Below are 18,529 nucleotides of genomic sequence, written 5' to 3'. Positions count from 1 at the left end.
TACATTATATTATATATTTCAGTAACATTAAAGTATTTTTTCTGAAAATAATAAAAACCGAGCAATTTCGCTCGGTTTTTTATTAATCTTCTTTCGGAAGAACAATTCCTTTATACAATTGAACTGTAATAAGGTAATAAATCGTGTAAATAACTACGAAAATTACGATTGGTATCCAAATACGGAAGTACGGATCGACTAAAATAAATCCGAAAATATTCATACCAACTAATACGTGAGCGATACCCACAATTGCTGGGAATAAGAATACTAAGAATAACTCTTTATAAATTGATTTCGTTAATAATTCACGGCGTACACCGATTTTACGAAGCATTTGATAACGCGTAATATCTTTTGATGCACCAGAAAGAATTTTGAACATAAGACAGCTTGCCATCATTGCTAAGAAAGCAATTCCAAGGAAGAAGCCCATAAACACTGTTCCGCTCGCAACACCGTAGAACATGTCATACACTTGATATTTACTACTCATTTGCTCAGCTTTTACATTTTTATATTTAGCTAGCTGCAACTCGTCAATTTTTTTCCATTCTTTTGTGTATGCTACGAAATCGTCTGTTTTTCCAGTAAATACGATTCCTTCTTTACCATTTACAGTATCGTACATTTTTTGATCTACAACTTTAATGGCACGATCTTGGTATATATAATATGGTTGGATTGTTCTAAATGCCTCATCCCATTCTTCCGGCATTGTTTTTTCATTTTTATCTTGTTCTGACCTCACTCCTGCTACTGTACCTACTGGAGCTTCTCCTGAAACTTCTTTATATTTACCGAAACTTTCTTTACCTACACCATCTCGAATAAATGGCTTATGTTTCTCTAAATCTTCTTTTACATAATAAATATATTTGTCGTCTACTTTATAACGGTACTCAGCTTTATTTTTAAATGATATACCATCTAAAATTTTCTTCTCTTCAGCTGTAGGATTATGAACAATTGAATCGTAAATTTCAAATCCATCAACCGTTTTTATAACGTTATTTTTAAATGCCATACCACCTGAAATTGCACCAGCTCCAAGAGCAACTAACATCGCTACTGTTGCAAGTACCTTTGTTAAGCTATTAATACGGAAATTTAATTGTGCAAATGTAAAAGCATTAAGTCCTTTTTCACTACGCTTTTTATTACTCTTTAACTTTTTAATAATAACTGGAAGGAGTGATCCAAATAGCATATAAGTACCTGCTGTTGTTGTAACTAATGCAATAAGGATTCCCATTTCTCTTAATGTTTCCATATTAATCATAGCTGCATAACCAATACCTAATAAAATAACCGCTAGGAATGCAACTAAACCTGTCATTTTTCCTTTTACCACAACACGTTCTGTTTGTGCATCTGCATGTACAAGTTGCAGTACAGAAATACGTGATAATTTAATACTGTTCATAATTGCTGATAATACAAATAGCGCAAAGAAGAAGATGCAAGTAACAGTCATAGATGGCAGGTAAAATGCTTTATAGCCTTCACCAGCAAATTCTAATTGTTTCATTAATAATTGTCCGATACCCTCTGCAAGTCCTACACCAACTGTAATACCAATGGCAAGAGACGCAGCGCCTAATACGATCGTTTCAATAAACATAAGTAATGTAACTTTATGCTTTTTTGCTCCTAGCATCATATACATACCGAACTCTTTTTGACGAAGAGATAATAAGAAAGAGTTCGCATATAAAATATAGAAGAACGTTATAATAGCTAGTAAAAATGAACCTGCTTGGAATACGAATCCAATTGATTGAATAACTGAGTTAGATTCGATAAACGCTTTATTCAGCGCTAACGTTTGGAACATGTAAAAAATTGAAATCGACATGACAAGACCGACAAGTAAGACGATATAATCTTTCAGCTTACTTTTCAGCCCCGACATGGAAAGTTTAAATAACATACTGGAACCTCCTTTCTTACGCTTTTTGTGTACCTAAATCTGCAAGTACATCTAAAATTTCTTTGTAGAACTCTTCACGCGTACCACCGCGATGAATTTCTTTATACAGCTCACCATCTTGAATGAATAAAATTCGCTGACAATAACTTGCACTATACGGATCATGTGTAACCATCATAATAGATACGCCTTGTTCTTCATTTAAGTTTGTCATCGCATCAAGTAAACTCGCTGCATTTTTAGAATCAAGTGCTCCTGTTGGCTCGTCCCCTAAAATAATTGCTGGCTCATGCACAAGTGCGCGCGCTGCTGCTGAACGTTGTTTCTGCCCACCAGATACTTCAGATGGATACTTTTGAAGAATTTCTGTAATCCCTAGCATACCCGCTACTTTTTCTACTTTTGGTCCAATGTTACGTGATGAAACACCTTGAAGAGAAAGTGGAAGTGCAATGTTTTCATAAATAGATAAGTTCTCTAATAAGTTGAAGTCTTGGAAAATGAATCCTAACTTTTGTGAACGAAAATCAGAAAGTTCACCTTGCTTCATTTTCGTAATGTCCGTACCCGCAATTTCAACAACGCCGCCCGTTGCTTTATCAAGCGTTGAAATTACATTTAACAATGTCGTTTTACCAGAACCAGATGGCCCCATAATTCCAACAAACTCACCCTCTTGAATTGAGAATGAAACACCTTTTAACGCATGTGATTGGTTCTCACCTTTTTTACCGTACACTTTTTGGACGTTTTTCACGTCTACAACTGGTTTCGTCATATATATCCTCCTACGCTTGTTTTTCCATTACCTATTTTGCGCTTTTTGGAAGTGAACTGCTATTTGTTAACATTACATTTACCTTACACTTTTGTAATATAAAAAAGATGAGTGTGTAAGGTTCGTTGATAAATGAAAATTTTATTAGCGATTCGACAAGTAATATCGACTTACCGAAAAAGATGACAATAAAAATGGGCTGTTCCACAAAAGGAACAACCCACTTCTCTCTTTATTTCTTTAAAGGTGTTACCGTCCAGTAAGTAACAACTCGCCAAATCCATTCTAGTGGACCCATTTTAAAGACCTTCATCCAAATTACGCTAAACACAATTTGAATTGCATAAATTGCAATACACACATATAACGTCTGCATGTACGTTAAGTTTTCTGCAAAGTTAAATACACTGCCCGCAATTAAAATCATTGCAGTTTGTCCAATATAATTTGTTAAAGCCATTCGTCCATAATATTTCAGTGGTGCTAACAATGTTTGAACCGGTTTTAATTGAAGTAATAAAATTAAAGCTCCAACATAGAAAGCTGAAATAATAGGTCCTACTGTAACACCAATTTTTAAAAATTGGCCTGCAGCATTCATTGTTCCATCCTCATTCTCAAGTATCATATTTATAAATGGTTCAGCAGGAACGTGCCCGTATTGATACCATACAGCTACGACACTTAAAACAAACATAACACCTGTAAAAATAGCGACTTTCTTTATATTTTGCGTGAGATTTTCAAATACACGATATTGGCCTGCAGCAAGCCCTAATAAAATTAAGCCAAGTGGTAATAACTCTTTAACTCCCATTACACTGAAGGCAATTGTCAAAATAATTCCTAGTACTAAGTTCACTTCTTTTTTCGCTTTATAAAACGGTAAAACGATTAACCCGCAAATTGCGTATAACGCTAATGCTTCTCCAGGCTGAAACATGTGATGAATTAAACCAAAAATAAATAATGCTACTAAGCGACGTAAAAATAAAATATAGCCATTTTTCCCTTTCGCAATCGCTCTTGAAATAAAGATATAGAATCCCACTCCAAATAAGAATGAGAAGATTGAGAAGAAACGACCTTCTACAAATAAATATAAAAATCTTTGATAGCTAGCATCCACTGTATTAGGATCTGGAATTTTAATGTTAAGTAGTGCGAGAATATTTACTAAAATAATCCCTAGTAGTGCAAAGCCACGAATGTAATCTAACTCATCAATTCGCTTGTTTGTAATATTGTTCCCCATAAAGCAACTCCTTGTATAAAATTTAATCCTTCCTTACTCTACTGGAGAAAGTTGCTCACAACTATCGACAAACCTTACAGTAATCTTACATTATTGTCATATAACAAAATAAAACCAGGTCATATTTCGACCTGGTTTACTCTGATTGTTTCGATTTTTGCGGTTGTCCTTTTTTACTATTACGCTGTTTTACTTGAACAATCGGATCAAGCTCATTCGAAAATTCAGCGTTATGTCCATTTTGCGTTTTTTGCTCTGGATTATTTTGATCTGAACGTTTCGCCATTACATTCACTCCTTATTAGTGCGGTGTAATAATCATTTGATGTTGCAATTGGCGAATTGCCATACGTGCTCTATTTAACTGCTCACGTTGCTCATCATTCGCATGTTGTTGCATCGTTTGTAAATCGTTATATGCTTGTTCTAATTGTAACTGCGCATCCGAATACTCCATCGTATTGTAATGCTCTTGTCTCATACCTTGGTCTAATTGTTCTTTCGCATATTCCACCGCTTGTTCCGCTTGTGTAATATACGATTCAAGTGATTGACGCTCTGCCATAATTGTCCCTCCTTGCTTCAATTCCCCTTTAGTGTGTCCCTTCCATCTCTACCTTATGAGTATGTTATAATGGATTTTGTTTCATTTTGACTCGGCTTAGGAGGGAAAGTAATGAAGGTTCAAAACCCTTTTCCATATACAAACGACAATAAACGTTATCATACATGGAATTACCATTTACGAAATGAATTTGGTGAAAAAATCTTTAAAGTTTCATTAGATGCTGGCTTCGATTGCCCGAACCGGGACGGTACAGTTGCTTACGGCGGTTGTACATTTTGCAGTGCTGCCGGATCTGGTGACTTCGCTGGTGATCGCCGCGATGATGTTATAACGCAATATCATGAAATGAAAGAAAAAATGCGCTCAAAGTGGAAAGACGGAAAATGTATCGCTTATTTCCAAGCGTACACAAATACACATGCACCACTTGAAGTTTTAAAAGAAAAATTCGAACCGCTTCTAGCAGAAAAAGACGTTGTCGGTCTTTCTATCGCGACTCGTCCAGATTGCTTACCAGACGATGTCGTTGAATATTTAGCGGACTTAAATAAACGCACATACCTTTGGGTTGAACTCGGTTTACAAACTGTTCACGAACGAACTGCAAACCTTATTAATCGCGCTCATGATTACCCATCTTACGTGGAAGGTGTAAATAAATTACGTAAGCATGGCATTAGAGTTTGCTCTCATATTATTAATGGTCTTCCACTTGAAGATTACGACATGATGATGGAAACAGCTCGTGAAGTAGCAAAGCTTGACGTACAAGGAATTAAAATTCATTTACTTCACTTATTAAAAGGAACGCCAATGGTGAAGCAATATGAAAAAGGACAACTCGAGTTCCTTTCTCTTGAAGATTACGTAAGTCTCGTTGTTGACCAACTTGAAATGATTCCAGAAGACGTAATTGTGCACCGCATCACAGGTGACGGTCCGCCTGATTTAATGATTGGCCCAATGTGGAGCTTAAATAAATGGGAAGTATTAAATTCCATCGATGCAGAATTTGTACGCCGCGGAAGCTGGCAAGGAAAATATGCAAATGAGGAGAAACAAAAATGAAATTAGAACGTGTATTACCGTTTGCTCGCTCGCTTCTGCAAACGGCAGTAAAAGAAGGCGATTACGCTGTAGATGCAACTTTAGGAAACGGCCATGACACTTGCTTCCTAGCTGAAATCGTTGGAGATAGCGGAAAAGTATTTGGATTTGATATTCAAAAAGAGGCAATCGAAAGCTCAACAACTCATCTAAAAGAAAAAGAACTTTTTGAACGTACTGTTTTAGTTCACGATAGTCACGATACTCTTCTATCCGTATTACCAGAAGATGCAAAAGGAAAAGTAACAGGCGCAATTTTCAACTTAGGTTACCTTCCAGGCGGAGACAAGCATATCGTTACAAAACCGAACTCAACAATCTCAGCGATCGAACAACTATTAGAAGTAATGGCACCTGAAGGTATCATCGTTCTTGTCATTTACCACGGACATCCAGAAGGACAAGTAGAACGCGACGCTGTACTTACATTTGCTGAAAAACTAGACCAAAAACAAGCTCACGTACTACGATATGGCTTCATTAACCAGCAAAATAACCCGCCATTTATTGTGGCGATTGAAAAGCGATAAAGTGAAACTTTAATCAGTGGGGGCATCCCCACTGATTATTAGTTGAACCAATCGGGCATTTATGGGCAGTTTATCTCCCACCTAACCTCTTTGCTCCAGGCGAATTTTAAGGTGGGAGTTTTACTGCCCGTTAATGCGGGGGAATATATCAACGATTTTTCAATTATATCTATCGTAACTCGGGATATATCAACGATTTTTTCGATATATCTATCATAACTTACAATATATCAACGATTTCTCGGATATATCGATTGTTCGACAAAACATAACAAAAAAAGACGTGCATTCACTGCACGTTTTTTTGTTATCCTCCTATATAATGGATATATACAATCTTAAAGGAGACAAACCAATGATCGGAATACTAGCAGGAATGGGTCCAAAATCAACTGGACCATTCGTCGATACAGTTGTAGCAAGGTGCCAAACAATATACGGAGCAAAGCATGATATGGACTTTCCTCATATGATGATCTACTCGTGTCCAACACCGTTTTACATGGATCGCCCTATTGATCACGGAGCGATGAAAAAAGCGATTATTGACGGAGCACAAAAACTTGAAAGTACTGGCGTAAGCTTTATTGCCATGCCGTGTAATACGGCGCATCTTTATTTTGAAGAATTACAGCGTTCGCTTTCTATCCCGATTTTAAATATAGTCGATGAAACGTTACAAGCAATTCCTGAAAATACAAAAAGAGTCGCTCTTCTCGCAACAGAAGCAACTGTTCAAGCTAGGATTTACCAAGATGGGATTGCAAAGCGTAATATAGAATACATTCATCATGAAAAATGGCAGGAAAGCATTAATCAAATTATTACTTGCATTAAATCTGGAGAGATTGAAGAAGCTCGCGAATTGTGGAATACGCTCGTTTTACAACTGAGAGATGAAATAGATACTGCAATTATCGCATGCACTGATTTGAATGTAGTGGCTAGTGAGGATTTTGTTGATTCCTCTCAATGTCTTGCTGATGCTGTTGTTGAAATGTATTTATCAAATAAGAAGAAACATTTATAAACGTTGAAACCCCTAAAAACTTTTAACTTTCTTCACAATTCTTTCAAAGTAATCACACTTAATCTCGCTATATTAAATAAGTAGTTATTCATATAGGGAAGGTTAGGGGAACTGAAAGTATGAAAGTAAATCGTTCGCTTCATTACATTTTTTGGCGTTGGCATTTTTATGCTGGACTTTTTATTACGCCGCTTCTTATTACTTTGTCACTGAGCGGAATTGGGTATTTATTTCGGGAGGAAGTTGAAGATTTCATCTATAAAGATTTATATTTTGGAAAGAGCGCTCAAACAGAATCTATTTCGATGGCTGATTCTATTTCCTTAACAGAGAAAAAATATCCACATTATAGCGTGGCGAAAATTAGTGAGTTTAATGGGGATTATAATACGAGACTTACGATTGCAAATGAGTATACTGGGCAACAAAAATATGTGTATTTAGATAGTAATAATCAAATTGTTGAGGATCAAAACGCAAGTGAAACGTTTGCCAATATCATGCGGGAATTACATAGTTCTCTTTTAGTTGGTGGCACTGTCGTCAACTATACTGTAGAACTTGCGGCATGCTGGACAATCTTTTTAATTGTAACCGGATTGTACATGAGTATACGCCAATTCAAAAACACACCATCATCCAATAAGCGAGAAAAGGCAAAAAGACGTCATTCTATTATCGGTATTATATTTACAATTCCTCTCTTTCTGCTAATCGCATCTGGATTGCCATGGTCAGGATTTATGGGGAACCAAATTTATAAAATTGCATCTTCTAATGAATCACTCGGATATCCAAAATTGTACATGGCACCGCCTGAATCAAAGGTAAAAGAATTGCCGTGGGCAACAAGAAAAGAAGCTCCTCCTGAATCGAATTCAAATGAACCGAAAGCAATTTCTGTCAATGAATTACAAAAAGGAATTGAAATAAAGAAGCCATATGTTATTTCACTACCAGCTGATCCGAAAGGTGTATTCACTGTTTCGAAATCGAGCGGTTCTGGTATTACAGGTATGCATGTTGCACCAAGTGAAGAGATAACAGCTTACTTTGATCAATATAGCGGGGAACTCATTTCAAAAACGGACTATCGTGATTATGGATTACTTGCACAATGGTTCACTTACGGCATCCCACTTCACGAAGGACATTTATTCGGATGGCCAAATAAAATATTATGCTTACTAACGACATTATCTCTATTACTTCTTATTTATTACGGAGTAAAAATGTGGTTAGCAAGAAAGCCAAAAGGAAAATTAGCAGCACCTCCAAAGCAAAGAGATAAGAAAAGCGTACTCGTTTTCTTTATCATGATGATTATACTAGGCGCTGTCATGCCTTTATTCGGACTATCTGTTTTAGTTATTTTTGCGATTGAACTTCTCATATATGTATTTTCAAAAATACGATCATAATAAAAAGAAAACCACTCTACATGAGTGGTTTTCTTCATCACTGCGCCATTTTCTTTCGGTACATCTTCCCGTTCCAATAGAAGAATCGTGAAGTGAGGCCTCCGTATTTTACAATGCGCCGTGCCATTTTGTGCATATTCTTTTGTGCTGATACTTTTTGATCTGATAAATAAATACCAAGTAATCCTCGGCTTATGAGACGATGAAACTTCGCATGAGGTAAATCACCAATGCTCTTCTCTGCTTCTTCTACAAAGTGTTTCATACGATCTAATATAGCTTGCTCGTTTTCATAATAACTACAGAAATTCAAATCCCCGCCTATACGGTCTTCTTCTTGATCGATGAAATAATCAAGTAAGATATGAAGTCCTTGTACGTAAGGGAAGTACCCTTGTCTAATTTTCGCAATATCTTCATCATGTAATTCATCATGAAATGCATATGCTACAAGACAGAAAATTCCAAGTGTAGAACCGGCACATGCTGAAAACTCAAACCAACTCATCTCAGGTAAGTTTTCTTTATGTGCTTCAAACCAAGTTTTCAGGCGCGGCTCTCTTTCTTCTAACTTCACGTGTTTATGAATTTGCAAATCACAATAATAACAAGCAAGTTCATGCAGAACAGGAGCAATTTTTTCATAGTGCTTCGTTTTCTTTAAAACATCTTGGCACGTTTCAACAAGTTCATCTAAATAACCACCATCATCTTGATCATCACGATAACGATAATAATTACCGCCACCTTCCACTTCAGGTGATAGTGCCATTAACATTGATTCATGTAGAGCGGCAAAATCATTCGGATCAAGTGATGTACTGCGATCACATAAATTATCTAAATAGTCACTGATTGTTTGATACGCTACGATAAAACGAATACATTCCTCTCGGTGTTCATTTGCTAGCAGCGATAAAATGCCACCACCCTCACAATGAAACGTTTTATGCTCAATACTTGCGATTGCCTGACTATGAAGCTCATCATTCGGAATATGGTAGGCACGCTCTTTCCACATCGCTAGCTCATGGTGTACAACCGGAAACACATCACGGTATACTTTCGCCATGAGCGTTATGGGATTACTCGGTACGTTCACTTCTTCCTTCATCTCCTCTATTAAATGTACAAATAATGATTTATTTGTTTGTTTTTACTATATTATTGACATGCATTTCAGTAAATGACTGAATATAATTCAAAATTTCATCACGCTCATACTCATTTAATAACTCATGATAACAATTCGGCCATTCTTTATATGCCTTATCACTTATTTTAACATTATCAAACCACATGCGGACACGTGTTTTATCTACAAGTTTATCCTCACATGCTTGCATTAGCAAGAGCGGAACATCTGGAAAAGCATCTATTTTCTTATGAGCAATTTCAATAGACTTAATCAATTCACTATACCAACGCACTGATACTTTGCGCAAGAACAATGAATCATTCTCCATTGCATCTCTCACTTCATGATTCCTTGTTGACATTTCCACCGTAAGATTCGTTGCAAATTGCAATTTTGGAGCCACAACATTTAATATTTTTGCAGCAAATTGAAGCGGAGCAGAGGGCCCAGTCACTACCCCTAAACAAGGCGAACTCAAAATAATACCATCTACATCTTCTCTCTTCGTTTCTTGCATCATACGAATGACAATAAGACCACCCATACTATGACCGAATAGAAAAATAGGTAACCTATACTTTCTTGCTTCTTTCACCCATAATTTAACTTCCTCTATGTATTCATCAAACGAATCAATATGTCCTCTATTTCTTGAAGTCGTTCCATGTGACGGAAGGTCCCCCATCACGACGTGGTAGCCGAGATGATTCCACATTTCCGCAACGGCTTCGTAACGTCCGTGATATTCCATTGCGCCGTGCACGATAACAATGACAGCTTTCGCTTCCTCTGCTTCATAATTCCACATATGGACCTCCTCCATTTCACTCTTTCTCATAATTTGATACACTAAAACTAGTCTCTAGGAAAGGAAGACTTTACATGATATATCCTTACAAAGAAAAAAATCCGAAAATTGCGAGTAGTGCTTTTATCGCTGACTATGTTACGATTACAGGCGATGTTTCCGTTGGCGAGGAATCAAGTATTTGGTTTAATACAGTCATCCGTGGTGATGTGTCAGCAACAATCATTGGAGACCGAGTAAATGTACAAGACCAATGTACACTCCACCAAAGCCCTCAGTATCCTCTTATTTTAGAAGATGATGTTACAGTTGGGCATCAAGTTATTTTACATAGCTGTCATATTAAAAAGGATGCTTTAATTGGAATGGGATCCATTATATTAGATGGTGCTGAAATTGGCGAAGGAGCTTTTATCGGTGCCGGAAGCCTCGTTTCACAAGGAAAGAAAATTCCACCAAACACGTTAGCTTTCGGTCGTCCCGCGAAAGTCATTCGTGAATTAACAGAAGAAGACCGTAAAGATATGGAGCGTATTCGTACGCAATACGTTGAAAAAGGTCAATATTATAAATCATTACAGAAGTAAATTTCCGCTGCCATAAGATTGGCAGCTTTTTTTATATAAAATCTAACTTTTTCTTTACAAAATATTATTACTCCCTCAACAAAATCTTATTAAAATAAAAGCTAATATCTCCATATATATGTAAACGAGGGAGGAGAATTTTCATGAAGGTCAGTGGATTATATAAAATAGAATGTTACATTTTTAAAGGAATTAATCGCTACTTTGATCAAAAAACATTAAACATCTTTTTCAGCAATATTACCCATATCGGTGGTGCTACTTTCTCCATTGCACTTACACTTTTCTTTTTAATTTTTGCAAAAGGGACTTTACACCAAGCAGCAATCGCTACTGCTATTTCTTTAGCAATTAGCCATATTCCTGTACAAATATTAAAAAGGTGGTATCCACGAAAACGTCCTTATTTAACAATTCAGGATGCGAAATATCCAGTCCATCCATTAAAAGACCACTCTTTCCCGTCTGGTCATACAACAGCCGTTTTCTCTGTCTTCATTCCATTTATTTGCTATAATCCAAGCTTACTTGCTTTCCTATTACCGTTAGCATTATGCGTCGGTATTTCACGTATTTATTTAGGACTTCACTATCCGTCAGATGTGTTCGTCGGCATGTGCCTTGGCACTTGCTCTGGCATCATCTCTTTTTATCAATTCATCCCACTTTTCACATAAAGGAGTGATATGATGAGAGTCGCCATTTTTACCGATACTTTTACGCCACAAGTTAACGGGGTTGCGAAAACGTTAGAACGATTAACAAGTTACTTTCAGAAAGAACAGATCGCCTATTCTGTTTTCGCCCCTCAGCATACAGCTGAAGATAATTTCGTAGCTAATGTGAACAAGATGAGAAGTATCCCGTTAACAATATTATATCCAGAATGTCGCTTTTCTTTTCCTACTTCGCGTATTAAACGGGAACTTCATTCCTTTAAACCTGACATTATTCACATTGCCACACCTTTCAACATGGGACTTTGTGGACTGTATTACGCCAAAAAGTTAAACATCCCAGTTGTCGGTTCTTATCATACTGATTTCGATGCGTATTTACGCTATTACAAAATTGAATTTCTCTCCAATATGCTTTGGAACTATTTAAAATGGTTTCATAGTCATATGCAAAAAAATTTTGTTCCCTCCTCTGAAACATTACATCAATTAAAAAATAAAGGCTTTCAGGCCCTCTCCATTTGGGGACGTGGTGTAGATTGCACACTCTTTCATCCAGCTTACAATACAGACCTATTCCGAAAAAAATATAATATTACAGCGAAGTACGTTCTTTCCTATGTAGGACGAATTGCTCCTGAAAAAGATATTGATACGTTGCAAAACCTTATCGTTAAAACATCGCATACTCGAAACGACATTCATTGGCTCATCGCAGGAGACGGACCTCTAGCAACAAATTTGCGTGAAGCTGTTCCACAAACAAATGTCACTTTTACTGGCTATTTACAAAGTGCAGATTTAGCTGAAGCATATGCTTGTTCTAACATAATGGTATTTCCATCAGCTACTGAAACATTCGGAAATGTCGTACTTGAATCACTCGCATGCGGCACACCTGTCATTGGTGCAAATAGTGGCGGGGTTAAAAATATTATTACAGATGGAAAAACGGGAATTCTTTGTCCCCCTAAAAATGAGGATGCATTTCTATCATCCATTTATTCTTTATTGCAAAATAAAGAGCAACTTATACAAATGGGGATAACAGCTTCATCTTATGCGAAATCAAAAAGCTGGGATGAGATCTTTCGCGGCTTACTTAACCAGTATGAAGAAGTCCTTCAGCATAACACATCAGAGTTACTTGCTTAACTAGAAAAACTCCCTTCAAAAAACGAAGGGAGTTTATTACACACTTGTAAATTTTAGTTAAACTAATGATACATAAGGTGAAATATCATTTATTTCCATATTTATTATAGCAAAAACAAACATAACTAAACAGACTTGTAATAAAAACCCATAAAAATTAATATATGGTTATACACTATTTTAACTGTATAGTGATTTTAAGAAATTCCCCTTAAAATCAACTTACTCACATACCTTTATACAGTAATTGTTCCCCAATTTCTGTATACAAAAAAACCTTTCATTCATTTGAAAGGTCTTTTTGAGCCTGCACATATTCTTCTTTCGTATTCACATTTATAAACCAATCCGCATTCGCTTGTACATCTTCACCAACAATATACTTCACATTACATTGTGATAAAAGCTGCCCCATACTTCTTTTCTCTTCCTGAAGTAAAGCATAAATCTTTTCTTTCACGCGGTTATGATACGCTGCAAGTAGCGGCTGTTTTCTTCCATTAATAATAGGTACAACTGCATCATATTCATTGCTCGTTTGCTCCAGTAAAATGGTAAACCATTCATGCGAAACATTTGGCGCATCGCAAGGCATAATAGCATACCAATCTGCTTCTATGTATTCCATTCCTGATACAATACCGGCCAGCGGTCCATTCCCTTTATAGTGCGGGATATCTTCTATAACAGGAACTTGTACGAATTGCTCTACTCGCTCTTTTATATCAGAATGACTAATGACTACAACTTCTTGGAGCGCACTTGTCATCTCTTTCAAAATATGCTCAATAAAAGTACTACCTTGCCAGCTCGCTAACGCTTTCGGCTCACCAAATCTACTCGACATACCGCCCGCTAATACAATTCCAGCCCACCTACTCATTGGCGATGTAGCTCAAATGTAATATGGCCTAATTCCGGTAAAATTAATTTATTCATCGCAAGGCGAACCGCCCCGCTCGATCCTGGCATCGAGAAAACTACTTTGCGCCCAATTGTACCCCCAATCGCTCTACTTAACATTGCGCTGCTTCCGATATCTTCTAAATAACTAATCATGCGGAACAACTCACCAAACCCGACAATCTCTTTATCTAATAGAGCTGACACTGCTTCAATTGTTACATCACGCTTCGTAATACCAGTACCGCCATTTGTTAATACAACATCTACATCTTCCTTATGATAACCAGCTAACACTGCTTGCTGAATACTTTCTTTATCATCTTTTACAATTTCATAAGAGGTTACTGTATGGCCCGCTTCTTTTAACAATTCATGTAATAGTTGTCCGCTCTTATCCGTTTCTTCCGTACGTGTATCGGAAATCGTAACAATCTTGCAACGCACTTCTTTTGGAGCTTGTTTTTTATGTTCAGTTACACTCATTTTTTATCTTTCCTTTCTTAAAGACTTTTCTTCATTTTATCATACATATCTTTACACAATTATGTATGAAGCCAATCATGCGCCATGATACAATATAAGTATACTAATCCACAAAAAGGAAAGTGCACTTTCTTATACTCCTAGACTACACATCTTTAGTTACTCTTTATATTTTCTACATAATAGAATTCAATTTTAAAACTTGTACTAAAAAATAAATTGGAGGTCTACATAGTATGGAACTTTATAAAAAATTAACAACAACATTCATCCTCTTATTCGTCGCTTCAATCACTGTCGGCTTTTCCTTAAAAGGCGCAATTCCATACGCTACATTAGTAAGCATTATATTCGCGACACTATTTTTACTAAGCAGTGCCTTTTGCGCAGGTAAAGCACGTCAAATGAACGGTTGATTACATATGTTCCAGAAGAAACCCACCCTTTGTAAATCATATAAAAAGGAAATACAAACGTATGAAAAGGCTTGGATTCATATGCCATTTCCAGCAAGTGGCATGACTAATATGAAAAAGTATATTGAGCTAGATGGAGAAGTATATTGTAGTTCATGTATTCAAATTGTAAGTAAAACGAAATAAAAAAAGCTTTGCGCTCACCGCGCAAAGCTTTTTTTCATATATTATAGACCAGCTTGCTCTTTTAAAGCTGCAGCTTTGTCTGTACGTTCCCATGAAAGATCTACATCAGTACGTCCGAAGTGGCCGTAAGCTGCTGTTTGTTTGTAAATTGGGCGACGTAAGTCTAGCATTTTAATAATACCAGCTGGGCGAAGATCGAAGTTGTTACGAACTAGTTCTACTAGTACGTCTTCAGATACTTTACCTGTGCCGAATGTATCAACTGAAATTGATACTGGTTGTGCTACACCGATTGCGTATGCAAGTTGTACTTCTGCTTTGTCAGCAAGACCAGCTGCTACGATGTTTTTCGCAACATAACGAGCTGCATATGCTGCTGAACGGTCAACTTTTGTTGCATCTTTACCAGAGAATGCACCGCCGCCATGGCGAGCATATCCACCGTAAGTATCAACGATGATTTTACGTCCTGTTAAACCAGCATCACCTTGTGGTCCACCAATTACGAAGCGGCCAGTTGGATTAATGAAGAATTTCGTTTCTCCATCCATTAATTCTGCTGGTACTACAGCTTTAATTACGTGCTCTTTTAAGTCGCGATCGATTTCTTCCCATGTAACATCTGGGTGATGTTGTGTAGAAATTACGATAGTATCAACACGTACTGGTTTACCATTTTCATCATACTCAACTGTAACTTGCGTTTTTCCATCTGGACGTAAGTATGACAATGTATCATCTTTACGTACTTCAGTTAAACGGCGAGCTAATTTGTGAGCAAGCGAGATTGGAAGTGGCATTAATTCTTGTGTTTCATTACATGCAAAACCAAACATTAAACCTTGGTCTCCTGCACCAATTGCCTCAATCTCAGCGTCAGTCATTTGACCTTCGCGTGCTTCTAGCGCTTGGTCAACACCCATAGCGATGTCAGCAGACTGCTCATCGATAGATGTTAAAACAGCACAAGTTTCTGCATCGAATCCGTATTTTGCGCGTGTGTAACCAATGCCTTGAATTGTTTCACGAACGATTTTCGGAATATCTACGTAAGTAGAAGTCGTAATTTCCCCCGCTACCAATACTAAACCAGTTGTTACAGTTGTTTCACAAGCTACACGTGCATTTGCGTCTTTTGATAAGATCGCATCTAAAATTGAATCAGAAATTTGGTCACAAATTTTATCTGGATGTCCTTCAGTTACAGACTCAGATGTGAACAGATGACGTTTTTTTGTCATGTGGTAAACCTCCCTACAGTAATTGTATATATTGTACGGAACTCATCCTTAATTTGCCACAAACTGCGACATACATTTATTCTCCCACACAAGCATACAGAAAAACCTTTCCTACTTTACATAGAGGAAAGGTTTAATTTGCTACTTGCATACTGCTTTTTGCCCTTCGCTCTTATCGTTCGAGACCTGTAGCCTCGCACAGGTTTTAGCACCTATTCACCTGCATTTATCAATACAAGTGAGGTTGCTGGGCTTCATCGGGCCTGTCCCTCCGCCAGCTCGGGATAAGAGAGTATCCGTCCCAACCTATACTAAAGAAATGATATTCATTTGTCAATTAATATTCACATTTTCCTGAAAGTTTTTCTCAATACGCCTAAAATGAAATATTAATAGGGAAATAATACATTCACACAAACAAAAAGAAATAAATAGTATACATTATTTATATAATTGTGTTATACTCTTGTTGGGGATTACGAGAAATATTTCATTAAATGAAAAGGATGGTATATAAATATGAGTACTGTGAATGTCCAAATTGGTTTACACGAATTATTGAACGGAAGCAATGCACAGATTCAACTAAGTGTTCCGCAATTAGTGGAAAAAGTATTAATGCGAAATGAAGGGAAATTAACTTCTACTGGTGCCGTTTCTGCTTCAACAGGAAAATATACAGGACGTTCTCCTAAAGATAAATTTATTGTGAAAGAAGCATCGGTTGCTGACAAAATTGCTTGGGGAGCTGTGAACCAACCGATTTCTGAAGAACATTTTAATAAATTATATACTAAAGTTTTAGAATACTTAAAAGAAAAAGAAGAGTTATTCGTCTTCAAAGGATTTGCAGGCGCTGACCGCAATTACCGCCTACCAATTCAAGTTATTAATGAATATGCATGGCACAATTTATTTGTACATCAATTATTCATTCGTCCAACTGAAGAAGAATTAACAACTCATGAGTCAGGGTTCACAATTGTTTCTGCACCGAATTTCAAAGCTGATCCAGCTGTTGACGGTACAAACTCTGAAGCATTCATTATGGTTTCATTCGAAAAACGTATTGTACTAATTGGTGGTACAGAATACGCTGGAGAAATGAAAAAATCAATCTTCTCTATTATGAACTTCTTACTACCTGAACAAGATATTCTTTCTATGCATTGCTCTGCAAACGTAGGTGAAGAAGGTGACGTAGCACTATTCTTCGGTTTATCTGGAACAGGTAAAACAACCTTATCTGCTGATCCAAACCGTAAATTAATCGGTGATGATGAGCACGGTTGGTCTGATAACGGTGTATTCAATATTGAAGGCGGTTGCTATGCAAAATGTGTAAACCTTTCTCACGAGAAAGAACCACAAATTTTCGATGCAATCAAATTCGGATCTGTTTTAGAAAACGTTATCATTAATAACCAAACGCGTATCGCAGACTACAACGATACTACTTTAACAGAAAATACTCGTGCTGCATACCCTATGCATGCGATCGACAATATCGTACTGCCAAGTGTTGCTGGACACCCAAATACTATTATTTTCTTAACTGCTGATGCATCTGGCGTATTGCCTCCAATCAGTAAGTTATCAAAAGAGCAAGCTATGTATCATTTCTTAAGTGGTTACACTAGTAAACTAGCAGGAACAGAGCGCGGTGTTACATCTCCGCAAGCTACATTCTCAACTTGCTTCGGTTCACCATTCTTACCACTTGATGCATCTCGCTACGCTGAAATGCTTGGTGAAAAAATCGAGAAACACGATGCGAAAGTATTCCTAGTAAACACTGGCTGGACTGGCGGCGAATACGGCGTTGGTAAACGTATGAACTTAGGTTATACTCGTGCAATGATTCAAGCAGCATTAAGCGGTGAACTTGCAAAAACTGAAACAGCTAAACATGACATCTTCGGTCTTGAAGTTCCACTTCACGTACCAGGTGTACCTGACGAAGTGTTAATGCCTGAACAAACTTGGGCTGATAAAGCTGCTTACAAAGCAAAAGCAATCGAGCTTGCAAATGAATTCAAAGAGAACTTCAAAAAGTTCGAAAGCGTTTCTGAAGATATTATTAACTTAGGCGGCCCAATCGCTTAAATTAACACTTTCTGTTGGAATAACCCTTTACTCATATGAATAAGTGTCGTGTAACCGTAAAGTTTCGCGTACTCACCGACAAAACCCAATGCGGCTTAACGGTTACACACACTTACATAAAAAAGAAGCTTACGTTTTTACGTAAGCTTCTTTTTATATCTTATATAAAGTGCAACGTTAATCTCTTCATCTGTGACTTAGTTC

The 18,529-nt window shown here is 37.0% G+C and carries 20 protein-coding genes and 1 riboswitch; of the genes, 10 read left to right on the top strand and 10 right to left on the bottom strand.

Going from position 1 to position 18,529, the window contains the following annotated elements; translation table 11 throughout:
• Positions 1–82: 82 nt before the first annotated feature.
• The 5 genes from N2V92_RS11210 to N2V92_RS11190 form a co-directional block, all read right to left on the bottom strand.
• On the bottom strand, positions 83–1,933 hold the full coding sequence (locus N2V92_RS11210; protein WP_000897786.1) for an FtsX-like permease family protein: 1,851 nt from the start codon (positions 1,931–1,933) through the stop codon (positions 83–85).
• Positions 1,934–1,949: 16 nt separating this feature from the next.
• Positions 1,950–2,711, bottom strand: a complete 762-nt coding sequence (locus N2V92_RS11205; protein ID WP_000165855.1) for an ABC transporter ATP-binding protein — start codon at positions 2,709–2,711, stop codon at positions 1,950–1,952.
• 232 nt (positions 2,712–2,943) lie between these two features.
• Entirely contained in the window at positions 2,944–3,966 is a 1,023-nt protein-coding gene (locus tag N2V92_RS11200) for a DUF418 domain-containing protein (protein WP_016077185.1), read from the bottom strand.
• Positions 3,967–4,102: 136 nt separating this feature from the next.
• On the bottom strand, positions 4,103–4,252 hold the full coding sequence (locus N2V92_RS11195; protein WP_001129340.1) for a hypothetical protein: 150 nt from the start codon (positions 4,250–4,252) through the stop codon (positions 4,103–4,105).
• 15 nt (positions 4,253–4,267) lie between these two features.
• Positions 4,268–4,531 (bottom strand): YtzC family protein, encoded by a 264-nt coding sequence (locus tag N2V92_RS11190; RefSeq protein WP_000840869.1) that lies wholly within the window; start codon positions 4,529–4,531, stop codon positions 4,268–4,270.
• 111 nt (positions 4,532–4,642) lie between these two features.
• Here N2V92_RS11190 and N2V92_RS11185 point away from each other — a divergent pair, with 111 nt between their 5' ends.
• The 4 genes from N2V92_RS11185 (at position 4,643) to N2V92_RS11170 (ending at position 8,622) form a co-directional block, all read left to right on the top strand.
• Entirely contained in the window at positions 4,643–5,602 is a 960-nt protein-coding gene (locus N2V92_RS11185; protein ID WP_000868035.1) for a TIGR01212 family radical SAM protein, read from the top strand.
• Positions 5,599–6,171: a class I SAM-dependent methyltransferase gene (locus tag N2V92_RS11180; protein ID WP_000764475.1), complete on the top strand. Its 573-nt coding sequence runs from the start codon at positions 5,599–5,601 to the stop codon at positions 6,169–6,171. Before N2V92_RS11185 ends, N2V92_RS11180 begins: the two co-directional genes overlap by 4 nt.
• A gap of 355 nt (positions 6,172–6,526) precedes the next feature.
• Complete coding sequence (locus tag N2V92_RS11175; RefSeq protein WP_000579346.1) at positions 6,527–7,201, top strand: aspartate/glutamate racemase family protein; 675 nt, start codon at positions 6,527–6,529, stop codon at positions 7,199–7,201.
• A gap of 119 nt (positions 7,202–7,320) precedes the next feature.
• A complete protein-coding gene (locus N2V92_RS11170; RefSeq protein ID WP_016077184.1) occupies positions 7,321–8,622 on the top strand; it encodes a PepSY-associated TM helix domain-containing protein in 1,302 nt (433 codons plus the stop codon).
• Positions 8,623–8,659: 37 nt separating this feature from the next.
• Here N2V92_RS11170 and N2V92_RS11165 read toward each other — a convergent pair whose 3' ends face one another.
• Together N2V92_RS11165 and N2V92_RS11160 are read right to left on the bottom strand one after the other, a co-directional pair.
• Positions 8,660–9,724, bottom strand: a complete 1,065-nt coding sequence (locus N2V92_RS11165; RefSeq protein ID WP_001102476.1) for a tetraprenyl-beta-curcumene synthase family protein — start codon at positions 9,722–9,724, stop codon at positions 8,660–8,662.
• Positions 9,725–9,764: 40 nt separating this feature from the next.
• Positions 9,765–10,568, bottom strand: a complete 804-nt coding sequence (locus N2V92_RS11160) for an alpha/beta hydrolase (protein WP_000267427.1) — start codon at positions 10,566–10,568, stop codon at positions 9,765–9,767.
• 74 nt (positions 10,569–10,642) lie between these two features.
• Between N2V92_RS11160 and N2V92_RS11155 the strand changes: the two genes are divergently transcribed.
• From N2V92_RS11155 to N2V92_RS11145, 3 genes are all read left to right on the top strand, one after another.
• Entirely contained in the window at positions 10,643–11,155 is a 513-nt protein-coding gene (locus N2V92_RS11155) for a gamma carbonic anhydrase (protein ID WP_000640205.1), read from the top strand.
• A 143-nt stretch (positions 11,156–11,298) separates the two neighbouring features.
• Positions 11,299–11,832: a phosphatase PAP2 family protein gene (locus N2V92_RS11150; RefSeq protein ID WP_000868582.1), complete on the top strand. Its 534-nt coding sequence runs from the start codon at positions 11,299–11,301 to the stop codon at positions 11,830–11,832.
• 12 nt (positions 11,833–11,844) lie between these two features.
• The gene (locus tag N2V92_RS11145) at positions 11,845–12,987 is read left to right on the top strand and encodes a glycosyltransferase family 4 protein (protein WP_042595969.1); all 1,143 of its coding nucleotides are present in this window, start codon (positions 11,845–11,847) and stop codon (positions 12,985–12,987) included.
• 280 nt (positions 12,988–13,267) lie between these two features.
• Here N2V92_RS11145 and N2V92_RS11140 read toward each other — a convergent pair whose 3' ends face one another.
• Positions 13,268–13,870 (bottom strand): molybdenum cofactor guanylyltransferase, encoded by a 603-nt coding sequence (locus N2V92_RS11140; protein ID WP_016077182.1) that lies wholly within the window; start codon positions 13,868–13,870, stop codon positions 13,268–13,270.
• Positions 13,867–14,376, bottom strand: coding sequence for a MogA/MoaB family molybdenum cofactor biosynthesis protein (locus N2V92_RS11135; RefSeq protein WP_000117130.1), 510 nt, complete (start codon positions 14,374–14,376; stop codon positions 13,867–13,869). The genes N2V92_RS11140 and N2V92_RS11135 overlap by 4 nt, the downstream gene beginning before the upstream one ends.
• Before the next feature lie 236 nt (positions 14,377–14,612).
• Between N2V92_RS11135 and N2V92_RS11130 the strand changes: the two genes are divergently transcribed.
• Together N2V92_RS11130 and N2V92_RS11125 are read left to right on the top strand one after the other, a co-directional pair.
• Positions 14,613–14,792, top strand: a complete 180-nt coding sequence (locus tag N2V92_RS11130; protein ID WP_000424807.1) for a hypothetical protein — start codon at positions 14,613–14,615, stop codon at positions 14,790–14,792.
• A gap of 6 nt (positions 14,793–14,798) precedes the next feature.
• Positions 14,799–14,978, top strand: coding sequence for a hypothetical protein (locus N2V92_RS11125; RefSeq protein ID WP_000486788.1), 180 nt, complete (start codon positions 14,799–14,801; stop codon positions 14,976–14,978).
• Positions 14,979–15,019: 41 nt separating this feature from the next.
• On the opposite strand, the gene metK is transcribed toward N2V92_RS11125, so the two are convergent.
• Positions 15,020–16,219, bottom strand: coding sequence for a methionine adenosyltransferase (gene metK / locus N2V92_RS11120; protein WP_000163117.1), 1,200 nt, complete (start codon positions 16,217–16,219; stop codon positions 15,020–15,022).
• Positions 16,220–16,388: 169 nt separating this feature from the next.
• A riboswitch (SAM riboswitch) is annotated at positions 16,389–16,510 on the bottom strand.
• 228 nt (positions 16,511–16,738) lie between these two features.
• On the opposite strand from metK, the gene pckA reads away from it, so the two are divergent.
• Positions 16,739–18,325, top strand: a complete 1,587-nt coding sequence (gene pckA, locus N2V92_RS11115; protein WP_000108813.1) for a phosphoenolpyruvate carboxykinase (ATP) — start codon at positions 16,739–16,741, stop codon at positions 18,323–18,325.
• The last annotated feature ends 204 nt before the right edge of the window (positions 18,326–18,529 follow it).

The sequence above is a fragment of the Bacillus sp. CH_48 genome, assembly GCF_038008465.1.
In the GTDB taxonomy this organism is placed as follows: Bacteria; Bacillota; Bacilli; order Bacillales; family Bacillaceae_G; genus Bacillus_A; species Bacillus_A thuringiensis_S.
This window is presented reverse-complemented; position numbering and strand designations above follow the sequence as displayed.